The sequence below is a fragment of the Burkholderia crassaminum genome (assembly GCF_964265005.1).
GTDB lineage: Bacteria > Pseudomonadota > Gammaproteobacteria > Burkholderiales > Burkholderiaceae > Burkholderia.
In genome coordinates this window covers 808005-822809 of the sequence record NZ_OZ183800.1, presented here as the reverse complement: position 1 = coordinate 822809, position 14805 = coordinate 808005, and the positions used below count along the sequence as shown (strand labels likewise).

Below are 14805 nucleotides of genomic sequence, written 5' to 3'. Positions count from 1 at the left end.
CCAATCTCCTTGCAGAGGGCCGCGAAGCGCGATATCGCCGTGCGGCCGGTTCAATTCGGTTGCGGGCGGCGGCCGCGAATTGCGGCGCGCGCGGCCCGCGGTCACGTCACTTCAATTCAGCAGCGAAATCTTCTTCCCAGTATTCGCCGGGCATGCGCGCGCTTGCGTCGTCGCCACGCTCGATCTCGCGGCGGCGCAGCTCGACGCGGCGAATCTTCCCCGAGATCGTCTTCGGCAGATCGGCGAACTGCAGGCGGCGGATGCGCTTGTACGGCGCGAGCTTCTCGCGCGAGAAACGGAAGATCTCCAGCGCGAGCTCGGGGCTTTCCTCGTAGCCCTGCCGCAGCGTGATGAAGGTCTTCGGCACCGACAGCCGCACGGGGTCGGGGCTCGGCACGACGGCCGCCTCGGCGATCGCCGGATGCTCGATCAGCACGCTCTCGAGTTCGAACGGGCTCAGCCGGTAGTCGGACGACTTGAACACGTCGTCCGCGCGGCCGATGTACACGTAGTAGCCGTCGTCGCCGCGCATCGCGATGTCCGACGTGCGGTAGTGGCCGTCGCGCATCGCATGGGCCGTCGCATCGGGATTGTTTGCGTAGCCGGTCATCAGCCCGACCGGGCGCGTGACGTCCGCGCCGATCGGCAGCGCGACTTCACCTTCGGTCACGGGCGCGCCGTCCGGGTCGAGCAGCGCGATCCGGTAGCCGGGCAGCGGCCGGCCCATCGAGCCCGCGACCACCGGCTGGCCCGGCGAATTGCCGATCAGGCAGGTCGTTTCGGTCTGGCCGTAGCCGTCGCGAATTGCGATGTTCCACGCCTTCTTCACGCGCTCGATGATCTCGGGATTCAGCGGCTCGCCCGCGCCGACGATCTCGCGCAGCTTCACGTCGAACGACGCGAGCGGCTGCTGCACGAGCATGCGCCACACGGTCGGCGGCGCACATAGCGTCGTCACCTGGTATTTGACGAGCGCATCGAGCACGACCTTCGGCTCGAAGCGCGCGTAGTTGAATGCGAACACGCAGGCCTGCGCATTCCACGGCGCGAAGAAGCAGCTCCACGCGTGCTTCGCCCAGCCCGGCGAGCTGATGTTCCAGTGGATGTCGCCCGGCTGCAGGCCGACCCAGTACATCGTCGACAGGTGCCCGACCGGATAGGTGCGGTGCGTATGCTCGACGAGCTTCGGCTTCGACGTCGTGCCCGACGTGAAGTACAGCAGCATCGGATCGTTCGCGTGCGTGACGGCGTCCGGCTCGAATTCGGCGCTCGCCGCATAGCCGTCGTTCATCGCGAGCCAGCCCGCGCGCGGCGCGCCCGCGACGATCTTCTGCGTGAGTCCGAGGTCGGGCTGTTCGAATTTGGCGGTTTCGTTCTCGTCGACGATCACGTATTTCGCGCCGCCGATCTGCACGCGGTCGCGCACGTCGTCGGGCGACAGTTGCGTGGTGGCAGGCAGCACGATCGCGCCGAGCTTCATCGCGGCAAGCATCGCGTCCCACAGCTCGACACGGTTCGGCAGCATCAGCAGGATGCGGTCGCCGCGCACGACGCCGATCGAGCGCAGCCAGTTCGCGATCCGCGACGAACGTTCGGACATCTGCGCGAACGAATACGGATCGCCCGTGCCGGTCGCCGCGTCGACGATCCACAGTGCGGGCTGGTCGTTGCCGCGCGCCATCGGGTCGAAGTAGTCGAGCGCCCAGTTGAACGCATCGAGCACCGGCCATTCGAACTCGCGATACGCGGTGTCGTAGTCGGTGCGATGGCGCAGCAGAAAGTCGCGTGCGTTCAGGAATGCCTGTACCGTCATCGTTTCCTCCAGTCTCCATGTCTCGCGGTCAACCGGCGCATGCGCTGCAGCCCATGCGCGGTTTCCCCTGGTGCGGCGCACGGTCACGTCGTTGCGTGCCGCGTTCGCCGCGCTGCCCTCGTGCCCTGCGTGATGTTTCGACCGGGGCGACCGTCGCGGCTCAAAGCTGCCGCGCGATCACCATCCGCTGCACTTCGCTGGTGCCTTCGTAAATCTGCGTGATGCGTGCGTCGCGATAGTGACGCTCGACTTCGTAATCGACCAGGTAGCCGTAGCCGCCGTGGATCTGGATCGCATCCGAACACACGCGCTCGGCCATCTCCGACGCGAACAGCTTCGCCTGCGACGCTTCCGACAGGCACGGCAAGCCGGCCGTGCGCAGCTTCGCCGCGTGATGCACGAGCAAGCGTGCGGCGTTGATCTGCACGGCCATGTCGGCGAGTTTCTGCTGGATCGCCTGATGCTCGGCGATCGGCTTGCCGAACTGCACGCGCTCGCCCGCATAACGGCGCGCCTTGTCGAACGCGGCGCGCGCGATGCCGAGTGCCTGCGCGGCGATGCCGATGCGGCCGCCTTCGAGGTTCGACAGCGCGATCTTCAGCCCTTCGCCGCGGTTGCCGAGCAGGTTCTCTTCCGGAATCGCGCAGTTCTCGAACGTGATCGGGCACGTATCCGATGCGCGGATGCCCATCTTCTTCTCGGGCTTGCCGACGATGAAGCCCGGCGTGTCGGTCGGCACCAGGAACGCGGAGATGCCGCGCTTGCCGGCTTCCGGGTCGGTCATGGCAAAAACGATCGCCACACCGGCGCGCTGGCCGTTGGTCACGAACTGCTTCGCGCCGTTCAGCACCCATTTGCCGTCGCGCAGTTCCGCACGCGTGCGCAGGTTGTTCGCTTCGGAGCCGGCCTGCGGCTCGGTCAGGCAGAACGCGCCGATCACGCGGCCGGCCGCCATGTCGGCCAGCCAGCGATCTTTCTGCGCGGGCGTGCCGAAACCGAGGATCGGCCCGCAGCCGACCGAGTTGTGCACGCTCATCATCGTCGCGCACGCGGCGTCGCCGGCGGCGACCTCTTCCATCGCCAGCGCATAGGCCACGTAGTCCGTATACGAGCCGCCCAGCTCCTGCGGCACGATCATCCCGAGCAGGCCGAGTTCGCCGAGCTGCGCGACGATCGCGTCGGGCAGGTGCGCATCGTGGTCCCATTGCGCCGCGTTCGGCGCCAGCCTCTCGGTGGCAAAGGCGCGCGCGGCATCGCGGATCATCCGCTGGTCTTCGGTGTAAAGCTCGTCCATGGTGCTGCTGTCTCCCGCGGCCGCCGGGCGCGACCGTCCTTGCGTTTCGATGCAACAAGTGTAGGCAAGCAGGCGCGACTGTTCGATGCTCGCGTCGCTCATTTACACTGAGCGTTTTTGCCACACCGGCGGCACGGATGAAGCAGGAAGACAAGGGAACCGTCGCGATCAGCCTCGTCGCTTACAGCGTCGCGCTCGCCACGCGGCGCGGCGTCGCGGCCGAGCCGCTGCTCGCGCAGGCCGGCATCGCACCCGCGCTGCTCGGGCAGCCGCGCGCACGCGTGAGCGCGCAGCAATACGGCGCGCTGTGGAACGCGATCGCACGCACGCTCGACGACGAGTTTTTCGGGCAGGATCGCCACCCGATGCGCAGCGGCAGCTTCATCGCGATGAGCCAGTCCGCGCTGTCCGCGAAAGACGGGCTGCACGCGATGGCGCGCGCGGTGAATTTCATGCACTGCGTGCTCGACGACCTGCACGCGGAACTCGACGCGAACCCGCAACGCGTGCGGCTGCGCTTCGTGCACCGCAACAACGGCGCGACGCCCGCGATGTTCACGTACGCGACCTATTTCATCATCGTCTACGGGCTCACCTGCTGGCTGATCGGGCGCCGCATCCCGCTGCTGCATGCGAGCTTCCGCTGCGACACGCCGCCCGCCGACCACGAATACCCGTCGATGTTCTGCGACGACATGCGGTTCAACGAACCCGATTCGTATGTCGATTTCGATCCCGAATTCGCGACACTGCCGGTCGTGCAGAACGCGAAGACGCTGAAGACGTTCCTGCGCAACGCGCCGGCAAGCTTCATCGTCAAGTACCGCAACCCGAACGCACTCGCGCAGCGCGTGCGCGCGGTGCTGCGCGGGATGCCGCCCGCCGCGTGGCCGGGCGCGGGCGGGATGGCCGCGCGGCTGCACGTGGCCGAGGCCACGCTGCGCCGCAAGCTGCACCAGGAAGGCCAGGCCTACCAGTCGATCAAGGACACGCTGCGGCGCGATCTCGCGTTCGAGGCGCTGGCCGACCCCGCGCGCACGATCGCCGACGTCGCGGCTGCAACCGGTTTCGCGGAACCGAGCGCGTTCTACCGCGCGTTCCGCAAATGGAGCGGGCGCAGCCCGGCCGACTATCGCGACGAAGTGCTCGCGCGGGGCGGCGGCGCGGTCTGAAGCTGGCCGGCACGGCCGTCGCTTCGCGCTTTCCGCCGAAACCGCCTAATCTTTAAGCATCGGGCCCACGCCCTTTCCGCAAGCCGGACCGCGCGCAGCCGCGCGCCGCCCGGACGTCCCGATGCAATTTCACCGTCACGAGCCGTCGCCGGCGCCTGCCACGCCCGGCGGCCACTCTCGTCACCCGCTGTCCGCGCGGGTCGCGCGCGCCGCGCTGTTCGCGGCGCTGCTCGTCGTGTGTGCCGCGGTCGCCGCGCCGCCCTCCGCCGAAGCACCCGCCACCGCCCGCCCGGTCATCGTGATCCCGATCAACGGCGCGATCGGGCCGGCCAGCGCCGATTTCATCGTGCGCTCGCTCGACCGCGCGGCACGCCAGCACGCGCCGCTCGCGATCCTGCAACTCGACACGCCCGGTGGCCTCGACACGTCGATGCGGCAGATCATCAAGGCCATCCTCGGCTCGCCCGTGCCGGTCGCCGCGTTCGTCGCGCCGGGCGGCGCGCGGGCCGCCAGCGCGGGCACCTACATCGTCTATGCCAGCCACTTCGCGGCGATGGCGCCCGGCACCAATCTCGGCGCGGCGTCGCCCGTGCAGTTCGGCATCGGCGGCGCCGCGCCGCCGGGCGGAAACCCCGTTGCACCGCGGGCGCCGGCCGGAACCCCGGGTGCGTCAGCGGCGTCCGATGCGGCCGCCACGCCCGCCGCACTGCCGACCGACACGCAATCGACCGAGATCCGCAAGGCGATGCAGGACGCATCGGCCTATATCCGCGGCCTCGCACAGCTGCGCGGGCGCAATGCCGCCTGGGGCGAGCGTGCGGTGCGCGAAGCCGTCAGCCTGTCGGCAGACGAGGCACGCGCGCAGCACGTCGTCGACCTGATCGCGCAGGATCCCGCCGATCTCGCACGCCAGCTCGACGGCCATACAGTGACGACCACCGCCGGCACGGTGCGGCTCGCGACCGCGCATGCGCCGCTCGTCGTGGTCGAGCCCGACTGGCGCAGCCGCTTCCTGTCGATCATCACCGACCCGAACGTCGCACTGATCCTGTTGACGATCGGCATCTACGGCCTCTTCTTCGAGTTCGCGAACCCCGGCTTCGTGCTGCCTGGCGTCGTCGGCACGATCTGCCTGCTGGTCGGGCTGTTCGCGATGCAGTTGCTGCCGATCAGCTATGCGGGCCTCGGCCTCGTGCTGCTCGGCCTCGGTTGCCTCGTCGCCGAGGCGTTCCTGCCGACCTTCGGCGTGCTCGGCTTCGGCGGAATCGTGTCGTTCACGATCGGCGCGCTGATGCTGATCGACACCGACGTGCCCGGCTACGGGATTCCGTGGCCCGTGATCGCGAGCCTGGCGCTCGGCGGCGGGCTGCTCGTCGCGGGCGTGTCGAGCGTCGCGCTGCGCGCGCGGCGGCGCCCGGTCGTGACGGGCGCCGAGGCGATGGTCGGCAGCATCGGCGAGGTGCTCGACGACGGCCTGCAGGCCGACCAGCCGCATGGCGCGGCCGGCGCCGCGCCGTCCGCCGCCGGCTGGGCGCGCGTGCGCGGCGAGCGCTGGCGCGTGGCCAGCAGCGCGCCGCTCGCCGCCGGCTGCCGCGTGCGCGTCACCGGCCGCCACGGGCTGCTGCTCACCGTCGCCCCGCTCTACGACATACCGGCGCAAGAACAACATCAAGGAGAGCCGTCATGATCGGCTACACATTCGGCTTCAGCAGCGTCCTGATCGTCTTCGTCGTGGTGCTCGTCGCGTCGTCGATCCGCATCTTCCGCGAGTACGAGCGCGGCGTGGTGTTCATGCTCGGCCGCTTCTGGAAGGTGAAGGGGCCGGGGCTCGTGCTGATCATCCCGATCGTCCAGCAGGTCGTGCGGATCGACCTGCGCACCGTCGTGTTCGACGTGCCGCCGCAGGACGTGATCACCCGCGACAACGTGTCGGTGAAGGTCAACGCGGTCGTGTATTTCCGTGTGGTCGATCCGGAGAAGGCCGTGATCCAGGTCGCGCGCTTTTTCGACGCGACGAGCCAGCTGTCGCAGACGACGCTGCGCTCGGTGCTCGGCAAGCACGACCTCGACGCGCTGCTCGCCGAGCGCGAGCAGTTGAACGCCGACATCCAGAAGACACTCGACGCGCAGACCGATGCATGGGGGATCAAGGTATCGACGGTCGAGATCAAGCACGTCGACCTGAACGAGACGATGATCCGCGCGATCGCGCGTCAGGCCGAGGCCGAACGCGAGCGGCGCGCGAAGGTGATTCATGCGGAGGGCGAACTGCAGGCGTCGGAGAAACTGCTGCAGGCCGCGCAACGGCTCGCGCTGCAGCCGCAGGCGATGCAGCTGCGCTACCTGCAGACGCTGACAACGATCGCCGCGGACAAGAACTCGACGATCGTGTTCCCGCTGCCGATCGATCTGATCGGCGCGTTGCTGGAGCGGCTGGGGGGGAAGCGGGAGGGGTGATGCCGACATTCGGATTCGCACCGGATTCGGCGGACTCGGTCATGGGGCCGAATGGCGCGAAGCCTTGCGAGCGACGTTGACGGGGTGTTAGCACGTGGACGCGGCGACCCATCTCGGCTTCACGACCGACTGACATGCGACGCCGGCGTGGCAGGGAGTTCAGAGCGGATACAACGGAACGCGCAGCAAGATGCCCGTCACGCTTCGTTTTCGACGCGATGCATTTTGATATCTCGTCGATACTTCGCTAGTATTGTCGATGAAAACGCTGGGGACGCCTCTCGACGATGCGCAACACTTCAGACGGCAAAAGGACGCGCAAGCGTCCTTTTTTATTGCCTGGCTCCGGCTCCTCCGTTGTGAGCTCGATCCACTCCCCGCTCCGGATTCGGTGCCGTTCCCACACCCGATCGATCGCCCCGCGCCCTCCTCGTTTCCGGCCTCCGGTCCAGAGCTTCTCCTTCATTCCCCCCTTCGCCAGCTCGCTCAGCCGCCGCAGGCGAAGCAGCCGCGCTACCTGCAGACGCCGACGACGATCGCGGCGGACAAGAACTCGACGAGCGTGGTTCCGCTGACGATCGATTTGCTGGGGATCTTGCTGGAGCCGTTGGGGGAAGCCGGAGCGGTGAATGCACGCAGCCACCAGATCGACCCGCGTGCCCTTGCATACGTCGATCGCCGTCCTAACCCGCTGACGCCACGATGGAATCGATCAATTCAACGCCACCTTCAATGTCCTCGTTACCCATGAATCGAGACACCTCCATGTGTCCGTCGTCGAACACGTCGATCTCGACACGTTGTCCGACGACCGTCACGGAAACGAGAATGGAGTCTGGTCGATGGCGGCTGAGTGCATAAGCTACATGTGCACCATCCAGCTTCGCCAGCAAGTCAAAAATCGGATGAGTCATGCCGGATCCTATTTCTTGAATCGGTTGTCGTTGAGCAGTTTAAGCGCTTTGCGCGCGTCCTTGCCCCCAGCGCGCGCATCGCTCTGAATATCGTCCAGCGTCACGCCAAGATACTGGCTCGGAAACTCGCGCAATACGGACCCTTTGCATTCCGCGGAAATGACATCGCAGGCGAGCATTTCTCCACGATTGACCGCGGCGATCTCCATCGTGTCGCCAATTGCATTGCCTGGCACATACGGAAACGGTTGCGCATCGCCAAGTGCCGTGGCGATCGTGCCATCGGGCAACACATCCCCCGGATTCGCAAACCAGACTGCAATCCCACTCTCCTCCGGCAATTTTCGCCTCGCACGAACGGACGCAAATCGATTGACCGTGGCCTTGGTGACGCGCCCAAACAGTTGAGAAGGCGTAAGCGTGATCGATCTCGGTCGCGGTCGCCCCTCGAGTTCAGAGCCCGCCACGCCGGTTGAGCGCAACGGCTCAACCACGGCAACAACATCGCCAGCGCTTACGGCACGTTGCAATCCATGCAGAAGCCTCATCGGCTCGGCACTATTTGCATCGGACGTGACGCGACAATCGCGCAGGAAACGACCCAGGAACGACAGTTGCGCTTTATTTCGCGCCAAATCGCTCGCGACTGCGGATCCGACGAGCGCCTTTCCCGTTTTTTCACCCGGCGTGCCGAGCGGAAAACGTGCGCGATATTCACTGGGTGAATACAGCGTGCAACGTCGACCCACCCCTATTTCAAGTTCAAAAGACATCGCGTCTCCGTTTGGAGAGCGCTCAATGGACATTCCGGGAACCATGATCGTGCCCCGGACGTCACGCCCTCGACGGATGCATCGTAGAGACAGACCGTCCACGACGCGGACATTTGCGATGTCGTGCGCCACGAACCTAGCGGCGACGAGACTCATGAAACAGCGTGGCGGCGCGGATGCAGGTCGGTTCTTCGTGTTCCTTGCAACGCGCCAGAACCATTGGCAAGTGTTATCGGCGCATCGCGTGCTTCACCCAATTGGCCGGCATCATGGCTCCCCACCTCTAGAGGCTCCCCTCCATTTCGGCCCTTCATTAGGACAAATCCTCACTCCCGGGGGCTGGCGCGTGACGCCGAACCGGCTATGATTATTACATTGCTCAATGGCACATTAAATGCTGACTGAATAATTCGCGGCGCCCCACGCCGGGGACGCATTCCGGATCAGCACCTCTTTGGAGACGCATCATGGCCGACCACTCGCTGCCGGAAGTCCACCTCGACGAGCTGCCGCAATTCCGCGCGGTCCAGCAGCTTGCCTACCGCTGTGTCGAGACCGTCGGCGCGATGCTCTACCCCGGCATCACCGAGAAGGAAGCCGCGCGCCTCCTGACCGAATGGCTGCAGGACAACGGCGTGCACGACTGGCTGCACAAGCCGTTCGCGTGGTTCGGCGACCGCACCGCGTTCGAGGGCTTCTCGGGACTCAAGCACATGGGCGGCTTCAATCTCGCGTTCTTCCCGAGCAACCGGCAGCTCGAGACCGACATGCCGGTGATCCTCGACGTCGCGCCGGTGCTCGACGGCATCGTGGCCGACGTCGGCTACGCGCACTGCCTCGGCGAGAACCCGATCCTCGAACAGTTGCAGGACGACCTGATGGACCATCGCGACATGATCGTGCGGCTCGTGAAGGAGCGCCGGTCGATGGCCGAGGTCGCTCAGGCAGTCGACGCGCTGTGCCGCCGCCAGGGCGTCGAGCCGCGCCACAAGGCCTATCCGTTCAAGGTGCTCGCGCATCGCGTCGCGAAGATCCACAAGCTGTCGAAGCCGCGCTTCGTCGCTCGCTTCGGGCTGAACGCGACGCGCAACCTGCTGCTCGACCAGGGGCGCGCGGCGAAACAACAGGGCTGGTCGCCGCTGTGGTCGATCGACCGCCGCTCCGAGCATGCGCCCGTGCCGGGCCTGTGGGCCGTCGAGCCGCATCTCGGCTTCGCCGGCGTCGGCGCGAAATTCGAAGAGCTGCTCGTCATCACCGAAGACGACGCGTACTGGCTCGACGAAGACCTGCCGCACGTGCGCCGCTGGCAGCGCCGCCAGGCCGAGCGTGCGCAGGCCGTCGCGACCGTGCCGGCCGCCGCCTGACGCGCACCCGCCCTTCCTCCCGAATCCCTGAACGACGGACTCACGATGCAGCCTCTTTCCGACGAAGCGCCGCTGGCCCTGTTCGAATCGGTTCATAGCGAAACCGCGGTCGCCTCCGGCGACCTGACGCTCGCGGTCAGGACCTGGGGCGACCCGGCCCGCTCGCCGGTCGTGCTCGTGCACGGCTATCCCGACGACAGCAGCGTCTGGCAGCACGTCGCGCCGCTGCTCGCGCGCAAGCACTACGTGATCGCCTACGACGTGCGCGGCGCGGGCCTGTCCGGCGCGCCGAAGCGTACGGCCGACTACCACCTCGCGAAGCTGACCGACGACTTCGTCGCGGTGATCGACGCGCTCTGCCCCGGCCGCGCCGTGCATCTGATCGCGCACGACTGGGGCTCGATCCAGGGCTGGGAATTCGTCACCGATCCGCGCCTTTCCGGCCGCATCGCGTCATACACGTCGTGCTCGGGACCGTGCCTCGACCACGTCGGCTTCTGGCTACGCGAACGCGTGCTGCGCCCGACGCCCGCGTCGTTGGCCAAGCTCGGCGGCCAGCTCGTGCGATCGTGGTACGTGTACCTGTTCCACCTGCCGTTCATCCCCGAGCTCGGCTGGCGGCTGTGGCTCGGCCGCGCGTGGCCGCGCCTGCTGCGCCGGCTCGAGAAAACGCCCGTCGCGCCGCGCCCGACGCAAGCCGACGACGGCGCGCGCGGCGTGCGCCTCTATCGCGCGAACTTCATCCGCTGCCTGTTCGCGCCGCGCGAACGCTACGCGCATGCGCCGGTGCAGACGATCGTGCCGCTCGGCGACAAGTACGTGAGCCCCGCGCTGTCCGAGAACCTGTCGCGCTGGGTGCCGCAGTACTACCGGCGTGAGGTCGCGGCCGGCCACTGGCTGCCGCTCGCCGACCCGGCGCGCTTCGCGGATCTCGCCGGGCAACTGATCGACGCGGTCGAGTCGGGCAACGAACCGCCCGCGCTCGCGAACGCGCGCCGCCGCGCGACGAGCGGCCGCTTCAGCGGCAAGGTCGCGGTCGTCACCGGCGCGGGCAGCGGCATCGGCCGCTACGCGGCGCTCGCGTTCGCCCGCGAAGGCGCGACGATCGTCGCGTGCGACATCGATCTCGCGAGCGCCGAACGCACCGCGCTGCTGATCGGGCTGACCGGTGCGCAAGCCCATGCGAAACGCGTCGACGTCGGGTCCGCCGACGAAATGGAAGCGCTGGCGACGTGGGTCGGCAGCGCACTCGGCGGCGCGGACGTCGTGATCAACAACGCGGGCATCGGCATGGCCGGCGGCATCCTCGACACCAGCGCGCGGCACTGGGAGCGCATCCTGCACGTGAACCTGTGGGGCGTGATCCACGGCTCGCGGCTGTTCGCGCAGCAGATGGCCGCGCGCGGCACCGGCGGGCACATCGTCAACACCGCGTCGGCCGCCGCGTTCGGGCCGTCGCGCGACTTGCCCGCGTATGCGACGACGAAGGCCGCCGTGCTGATGCTCAGCGAATGCATGCGCGCGGAACTCGCGGAGCAAGGCATCGGCGTGACGGCCGTGTGCCCCGGCTTCGCGGAGACCGGAATCATGGCGTCGACGCAGTACGCGGGCGCCAATGCACAGGACGAAGCGCGGCTGCGCAAGCGCGCGACGAAGCTGTACCAGATGCGCGGCCTGAAACCCGAAACCGTCGCGCAGGCGATGGTCGACGGCGTGCTGCGCAACCGCCCCGTCGTCGCGGTCGGCGGCGAGGCGCATGCGATGCGCTTCGTCGGCCGCTTCATGCCGTGGCTCGGCCGGATGATCGCCCGCGTCAGCATGGCATCGCATTGACGGCGCACGACGCCGCACAGGGAGACAGAGATGACCGATACCGCCGACTATCACAAGATCAAGGCCCGGCACGTGAAGTTCGACTTCAGCGACACGCCGATCACCTGGGTGCCGAACGATCCGGGCAGCACGCACATCATCAACACGCTGAACCTGCTGTTCCCGGAAGGCGAGCTGTGGTTCTGCCGCGTGTACAACAAGGCGCTGCCGCTGATCACCGATGCGCGCCTGCGCGACGAGGCCGAAGGCTTCCTGCGCCAGGAAGCCGTGCATTCGCGTTCGCACGGCGGCGTGCTGAAGCACTACTACGACCGGCACGGCATCGACACGAAGCCGTTCACGCAAAAGCTCAACCGGCTGTTCACACGCGTGCTCGGAGAGCAGCCGCTCGGGCTGAAGATCGGCCACACGCGTTTCTGGCTGCGGCAGCAGCTCGCGGTGATCGCTTCGCTCGAGCATTTCTTCGGCTATCTCGGCAACTGGGTGCTCAACGCGCACGGGCTCGACGAAGGCCGTGCCGACCCGACGATGGTCGACCTGCTGCGCTGGCACGGTGCGGAGGAAGTCGAGCACCGTACCGTCGCGTTCGACATCTACCGGCACCTGGGCGGCAGCTATCCGGAGCGCTGCGTGCACATGGCATTCGTGATCCTGCTGCTGCTCTACTACATCACGACCGGCGCAAAGTTCATGTACAAGCGCGACCCGGACGCCGGCCGCTACCCGGGTTTCGTGCTCGCGTGGTGGCAAGGCTCGCGGCGCGGGCACCTGCCGTCGTTCTGGAAGGTGATCGGCGCGGCACTGCGTTATTTCAAGCCGAGCTATACACCGCACCACGAAGGCTCGACCGAACAGGCGCTCGCCTACCTCGAGCGCTCGCCGGCCGCGCAGGCAGCCGCGCACGGCGGCAACTGGGGCACGACGAAGGGCGCCTGAGCGCGTTTCCGACCGGCTCGGCGGGCGGTGCCCGCCGAAATGCGTACAATCGCGGCTTCAATTTCCCGGAGGTGCCGCGATGGCCATGAAGAAAACCGATCTCGAAAAGAACAAGGCGCTCAAGCTGACGCAAGCGATGAAGCAGTCTGGCCCCGCGCGTTTCGGCAAGGGCGCCGACGAAGCCGCCAAGCTCGACCGCCGCGCGCAGCGCAAGCTCGACCAGGAACAGGGCCTCGTGCCGTTCGCGTGCAAGCTCAACGCCGAGCTCGTCGAACAGCTGAAGGCACGTGCGGCCACGCACCCGGAAGGGATGACGGGCCTGCTGTCCGAGCTGCTCGTGAACGGCCTCGCGCAACGCGACGCGTAACCGTCACGTATCTCGAAATTTCCGTTGACATTGCTGCGGTGCCACGACACACTCGTTCGCATGCCTATGCTCAAGCCCAACGCCATCGCGCATAAAACACCAGTGAACGCCCACCCGCGGCGATCACCGGAGGCGCTTGTGCGTTAGCATCGAGATTCAGTTACGCATGTCACAAGGCCTCGCCGGAAACGGATGAGGCCTTTTTGTTTTGGTGCGCGTCATCCCGCCCGGCCCAACGGATGGAGATGACGATGGACCAAGCAAGCCGGCTGGTTGTCTGCCCCGATCGGTGCCGCACCGATGCGATCGCATTGCCGCGGGTCGTGATGCAATTCACGGTCGCGCCGCGCAAGACGCTGGCGTGGCACGCACGAAACGATGCCGAGATCCGCGTGCACGACGCGGCGCTGTGGGTCACGCGGCTGGGCAGCGTCGACGACTACTGGATACGAACCGGCGACGTGCTGCACGTGCAGCGCGGCGATCGCATCTGGATGAGCACCGACGACGACCGTCCGGTCGAAGCATCGATCACGACCGCGTACGCGATGAGACGCGGCGCGTGGCTGGCACGTGCGCTCGCACGGATGCGCAGCTTGCTGCGCGAACGATGTCGAAGTCGCGAATGACGAACGCGTCGCAGCGCATGCGCTCATGGGTGCGCCGCGCACGCTCGCCAGGCAGCCGACGCATCACCCTCGCCTATCTTGAAAATTGTCGTTGACAACGCTGCTCCACGAAGACAAACTCGTTCGCATGCCTATGTACACGCTCATCCCCGTCGCGATTCATCGATCGATGAACATTCGAAAGAATGGTTCACGGGAGGCGCTTGTGCGTTAGCAATCGAGCAGTACCGCATGTCACACAAGGCCTCACCGGAAACGGATGAGGCCTTTTTGTTCTGGTGCGCGTCATCCATCCGGCTCACTCAATGGAGAAGACGATGGACCAGGCAAGCCCGCTGTTTGACCGTTCCGATCGGCGCTGTGCCGGCACGATCGCGTTACCGACTGTCGTGATCCGTTTCGCGGTCGCGCCACGCACGACGCTGACCTGGCGCGCGCCGCAGGATGCAGAGCTGCGCACGCATGGCGCGGCGCTGTGGGTTACGCGCCCGCCGAGCGTCGACGATTGCTGGGTGCAGCCCGGCGACGTGCTGCGCATCGCACGCGGCGAGCGCATCTGGCTCGGCACCGATGCCGACCGGTCGGCCGAAGCAACGCTCACGACCGCGTACGTGCGTCGGGGCGAGCGCTTCAGGCGCACGCTCGCGCAAGTGCAACGTTTGCTCTTCGGGATAGGGAGAAGGAGCGGATGAACGGCGCGCCGTCCAGGCACGCGAGACGCGGCACGGCCGCGACCGGAAACGGACGCACCCGCGGCGTCACGCGCCGCAGGTGCGCATCGAATGACGCGGCACGCCGGTGCGTGCCGCGAGCGATCGCGCGCCGCGATGCAGCAGGTGCATCAAGTGCTGGCGGCGAGACGCGGGCCCGTGCTTCGGGGAGTGGAATCGAGCTCGGGTCGTTGCGAAGCCTGCGAGGTCACCCACGGATCGATGCCCTGCTTCTGCACCTCTTCGAGGAATGACACACGTGTGCGCCAGTAATCCGCCTGTAATTTCGCATCGATGACGCGCTGTTCGGCTGAGAACAGTTCCATGCGCGCCGTCACGAGCATCGACGCAGCGGTTTTTTCCGGCGTGGGGGCGTGTCGCATCGCCCAACGGCTGATCCAGTTCAACATGCTGACCTCCGTGATTACGGACGAACCCGCATCGGGCAATCGCAATCGGCCGTGCCTGCCCGAACGCGCAACGGCCTTGACCGCACTTCACCGCCCGGCCTGCACGGACTGCGACTCCCCCGCGTCGGCAATT

14 protein-coding genes are annotated in these 14805 nt (G+C 67.0%); 9 read left to right on the top strand and 5 right to left on the bottom strand.

What is annotated here, in order from left to right:
* Window positions 1-106 precede the first annotated feature (106 nt).
* Together ACPTTF_RS20775 and ACPTTF_RS20770 are read right to left on the bottom strand one after the other, a co-directional pair.
* Window positions 107-1813, bottom strand: coding sequence for an AMP-binding protein (locus ACPTTF_RS20775; protein ID WP_423368010.1), 1707 nt, complete (start codon window positions 1811-1813; stop codon window positions 107-109).
* Window positions 1814-1973: 160 nt separating this feature from the next.
* Window positions 1974-3107 (bottom strand): acyl-CoA dehydrogenase family protein, encoded by a 1134-nt coding sequence (locus tag ACPTTF_RS20770; protein ID WP_423368009.1) that lies wholly within the window; start codon window positions 3105-3107, stop codon window positions 1974-1976.
* A 137-nt stretch (window positions 3108-3244) separates the two neighbouring features.
* On the opposite strand from ACPTTF_RS20770, the gene ACPTTF_RS20765 reads away from it, so the two are divergent.
* The 3 genes from ACPTTF_RS20765 to ACPTTF_RS20755 all read left to right on the top strand — a co-directional run bounded on the left by ACPTTF_RS20765 (window position 3245) and on the right by ACPTTF_RS20755 (window position 6736).
* On the top strand, window positions 3245-4279 hold the full coding sequence (locus tag ACPTTF_RS20765) for an AraC family transcriptional regulator (protein WP_166961785.1): 1035 nt from the start codon (window positions 3245-3247) through the stop codon (window positions 4277-4279).
* A gap of 121 nt (window positions 4280-4400) precedes the next feature.
* Window positions 4401-5966 carry an NfeD family protein gene (locus ACPTTF_RS20760; RefSeq protein ID WP_423368008.1) on the top strand — a complete coding sequence of 522 codons (1566 nt, stop codon included), beginning with the start codon at window positions 4401-4403 and terminating at the stop codon, window positions 5964-5966.
* Window positions 5963-6736: a slipin family protein gene (locus ACPTTF_RS20755; RefSeq protein WP_176048263.1), complete on the top strand. Its 774-nt coding sequence runs from the start codon at window positions 5963-5965 to the stop codon at window positions 6734-6736. Before ACPTTF_RS20760 ends, ACPTTF_RS20755 begins: the two co-directional genes overlap by 4 nt.
* A 683-nt stretch (window positions 6737-7419) precedes the next feature.
* On the opposite strand, the gene ACPTTF_RS20750 is transcribed toward ACPTTF_RS20755, so the two are convergent.
* Together ACPTTF_RS20750 and ACPTTF_RS20745 are read right to left on the bottom strand one after the other, a co-directional pair.
* Window positions 7420-7650 carry a hypothetical protein gene (locus ACPTTF_RS20750; protein WP_423368007.1) on the bottom strand — a complete coding sequence of 77 codons (231 nt, stop codon included), beginning with the start codon at window positions 7648-7650 and terminating at the stop codon, window positions 7420-7422.
* Window positions 7651-7658: 8 nt separating this feature from the next.
* Window positions 7659-8423, bottom strand: a complete 765-nt coding sequence (locus tag ACPTTF_RS20745) for a hypothetical protein (RefSeq protein ID WP_423368006.1) — start codon at window positions 8421-8423, stop codon at window positions 7659-7661.
* 467 nt (window positions 8424-8890) lie between these two features.
* Here ACPTTF_RS20745 and ACPTTF_RS20740 point away from each other — a divergent pair, with 467 nt between their 5' ends.
* The 6 genes from ACPTTF_RS20740 (at window position 8891) to ACPTTF_RS20715 (ending at window position 14244) form a co-directional block, all read left to right on the top strand.
* A complete protein-coding gene (locus tag ACPTTF_RS20740) occupies window positions 8891-9787 on the top strand; it encodes a M24 family metallopeptidase (RefSeq protein ID WP_423368005.1) in 897 nt (298 codons plus the stop codon).
* A gap of 45 nt (window positions 9788-9832) precedes the next feature.
* Complete coding sequence (locus ACPTTF_RS20735; RefSeq protein ID WP_423368004.1) at window positions 9833-11620, top strand: SDR family oxidoreductase; 1788 nt, start codon at window positions 9833-9835, stop codon at window positions 11618-11620.
* A 30-nt stretch (window positions 11621-11650) separates the two neighbouring features.
* On the top strand, window positions 11651-12556 hold the full coding sequence (locus ACPTTF_RS20730; protein ID WP_166961765.1) for a metal-dependent hydrolase: 906 nt from the start codon (window positions 11651-11653) through the stop codon (window positions 12554-12556).
* Window positions 12557-12635: 79 nt separating this feature from the next.
* Complete coding sequence (locus ACPTTF_RS20725; RefSeq protein WP_166961762.1) at window positions 12636-12923, top strand: hypothetical protein; 288 nt, start codon at window positions 12636-12638, stop codon at window positions 12921-12923.
* 251 nt (window positions 12924-13174) lie between these two features.
* Window positions 13175-13552, top strand: coding sequence for a DUF2917 domain-containing protein (locus ACPTTF_RS20720; protein ID WP_423368003.1), 378 nt, complete (start codon window positions 13175-13177; stop codon window positions 13550-13552).
* A 317-nt stretch (window positions 13553-13869) separates the two neighbouring features.
* A complete protein-coding gene (locus tag ACPTTF_RS20715) occupies window positions 13870-14244 on the top strand; it encodes a DUF2917 domain-containing protein (protein WP_166961756.1) in 375 nt (124 codons plus the stop codon).
* A gap of 149 nt (window positions 14245-14393) precedes the next feature.
* On the opposite strand, the gene ACPTTF_RS20710 is transcribed toward ACPTTF_RS20715, so the two are convergent.
* Window positions 14394-14672: a hypothetical protein gene (locus ACPTTF_RS20710; RefSeq protein WP_129515545.1), complete on the bottom strand. Its 279-nt coding sequence runs from the start codon at window positions 14670-14672 to the stop codon at window positions 14394-14396.
* Window positions 14673-14805 lie beyond the last annotated feature (133 nt).

Bases quoted from the DNA above. Each gene is read 5' to 3' on its own strand.
- ACPTTF_RS20775 (WP_423368010.1), bottom strand. From the start codon at position 1,813: ATGACGGTACAGGCATTCCTGAACGCACGCGACTTTCTGCTGCGCCAT.
- ACPTTF_RS20770 (WP_423368009.1), bottom strand. From the start codon at position 3,107: ATGGACGAGCTTTACACCGAAGACCAGCGGATGATCCGCGATGCCGCG.
- ACPTTF_RS20765 (WP_166961785.1), top strand. From the start codon at position 3,245: ATGAAGCAGGAAGACAAGGGAACCGTCGCGATCAGCCTCGTCGCTTAC.
- ACPTTF_RS20760 (WP_423368008.1), top strand. From the start codon at position 4,401: ATGCAATTTCACCGTCACGAGCCGTCGCCGGCGCCTGCCACGCCCGGC.
- ACPTTF_RS20755 (WP_176048263.1), top strand. From the start codon at position 5,963: ATGATCGGCTACACATTCGGCTTCAGCAGCGTCCTGATCGTCTTCGTC.
- ACPTTF_RS20750 (WP_423368007.1), bottom strand. From the start codon at position 7,650: ATGACTCATCCGATTTTTGACTTGCTGGCGAAGCTGGATGGTGCACAT.
- ACPTTF_RS20745 (WP_423368006.1), bottom strand. From the start codon at position 8,423: ATGTCTTTTGAACTTGAAATAGGGGTGGGTCGACGTTGCACGCTGTAT.
- ACPTTF_RS20740 (WP_423368005.1), top strand. From the start codon at position 8,891: ATGGCCGACCACTCGCTGCCGGAAGTCCACCTCGACGAGCTGCCGCAA.
- ACPTTF_RS20735 (WP_423368004.1), top strand. From the start codon at position 9,833: ATGCAGCCTCTTTCCGACGAAGCGCCGCTGGCCCTGTTCGAATCGGTT.
- ACPTTF_RS20730 (WP_166961765.1), top strand. From the start codon at position 11,651: ATGACCGATACCGCCGACTATCACAAGATCAAGGCCCGGCACGTGAAG.
- ACPTTF_RS20725 (WP_166961762.1), top strand. From the start codon at position 12,636: ATGGCCATGAAGAAAACCGATCTCGAAAAGAACAAGGCGCTCAAGCTG.
- ACPTTF_RS20720 (WP_423368003.1), top strand. From the start codon at position 13,175: ATGGACCAAGCAAGCCGGCTGGTTGTCTGCCCCGATCGGTGCCGCACC.
- ACPTTF_RS20715 (WP_166961756.1), top strand. From the start codon at position 13,870: ATGGACCAGGCAAGCCCGCTGTTTGACCGTTCCGATCGGCGCTGTGCC.
- ACPTTF_RS20710 (WP_129515545.1), bottom strand. From the start codon at position 14,672: ATGTTGAACTGGATCAGCCGTTGGGCGATGCGACACGCCCCCACGCCG.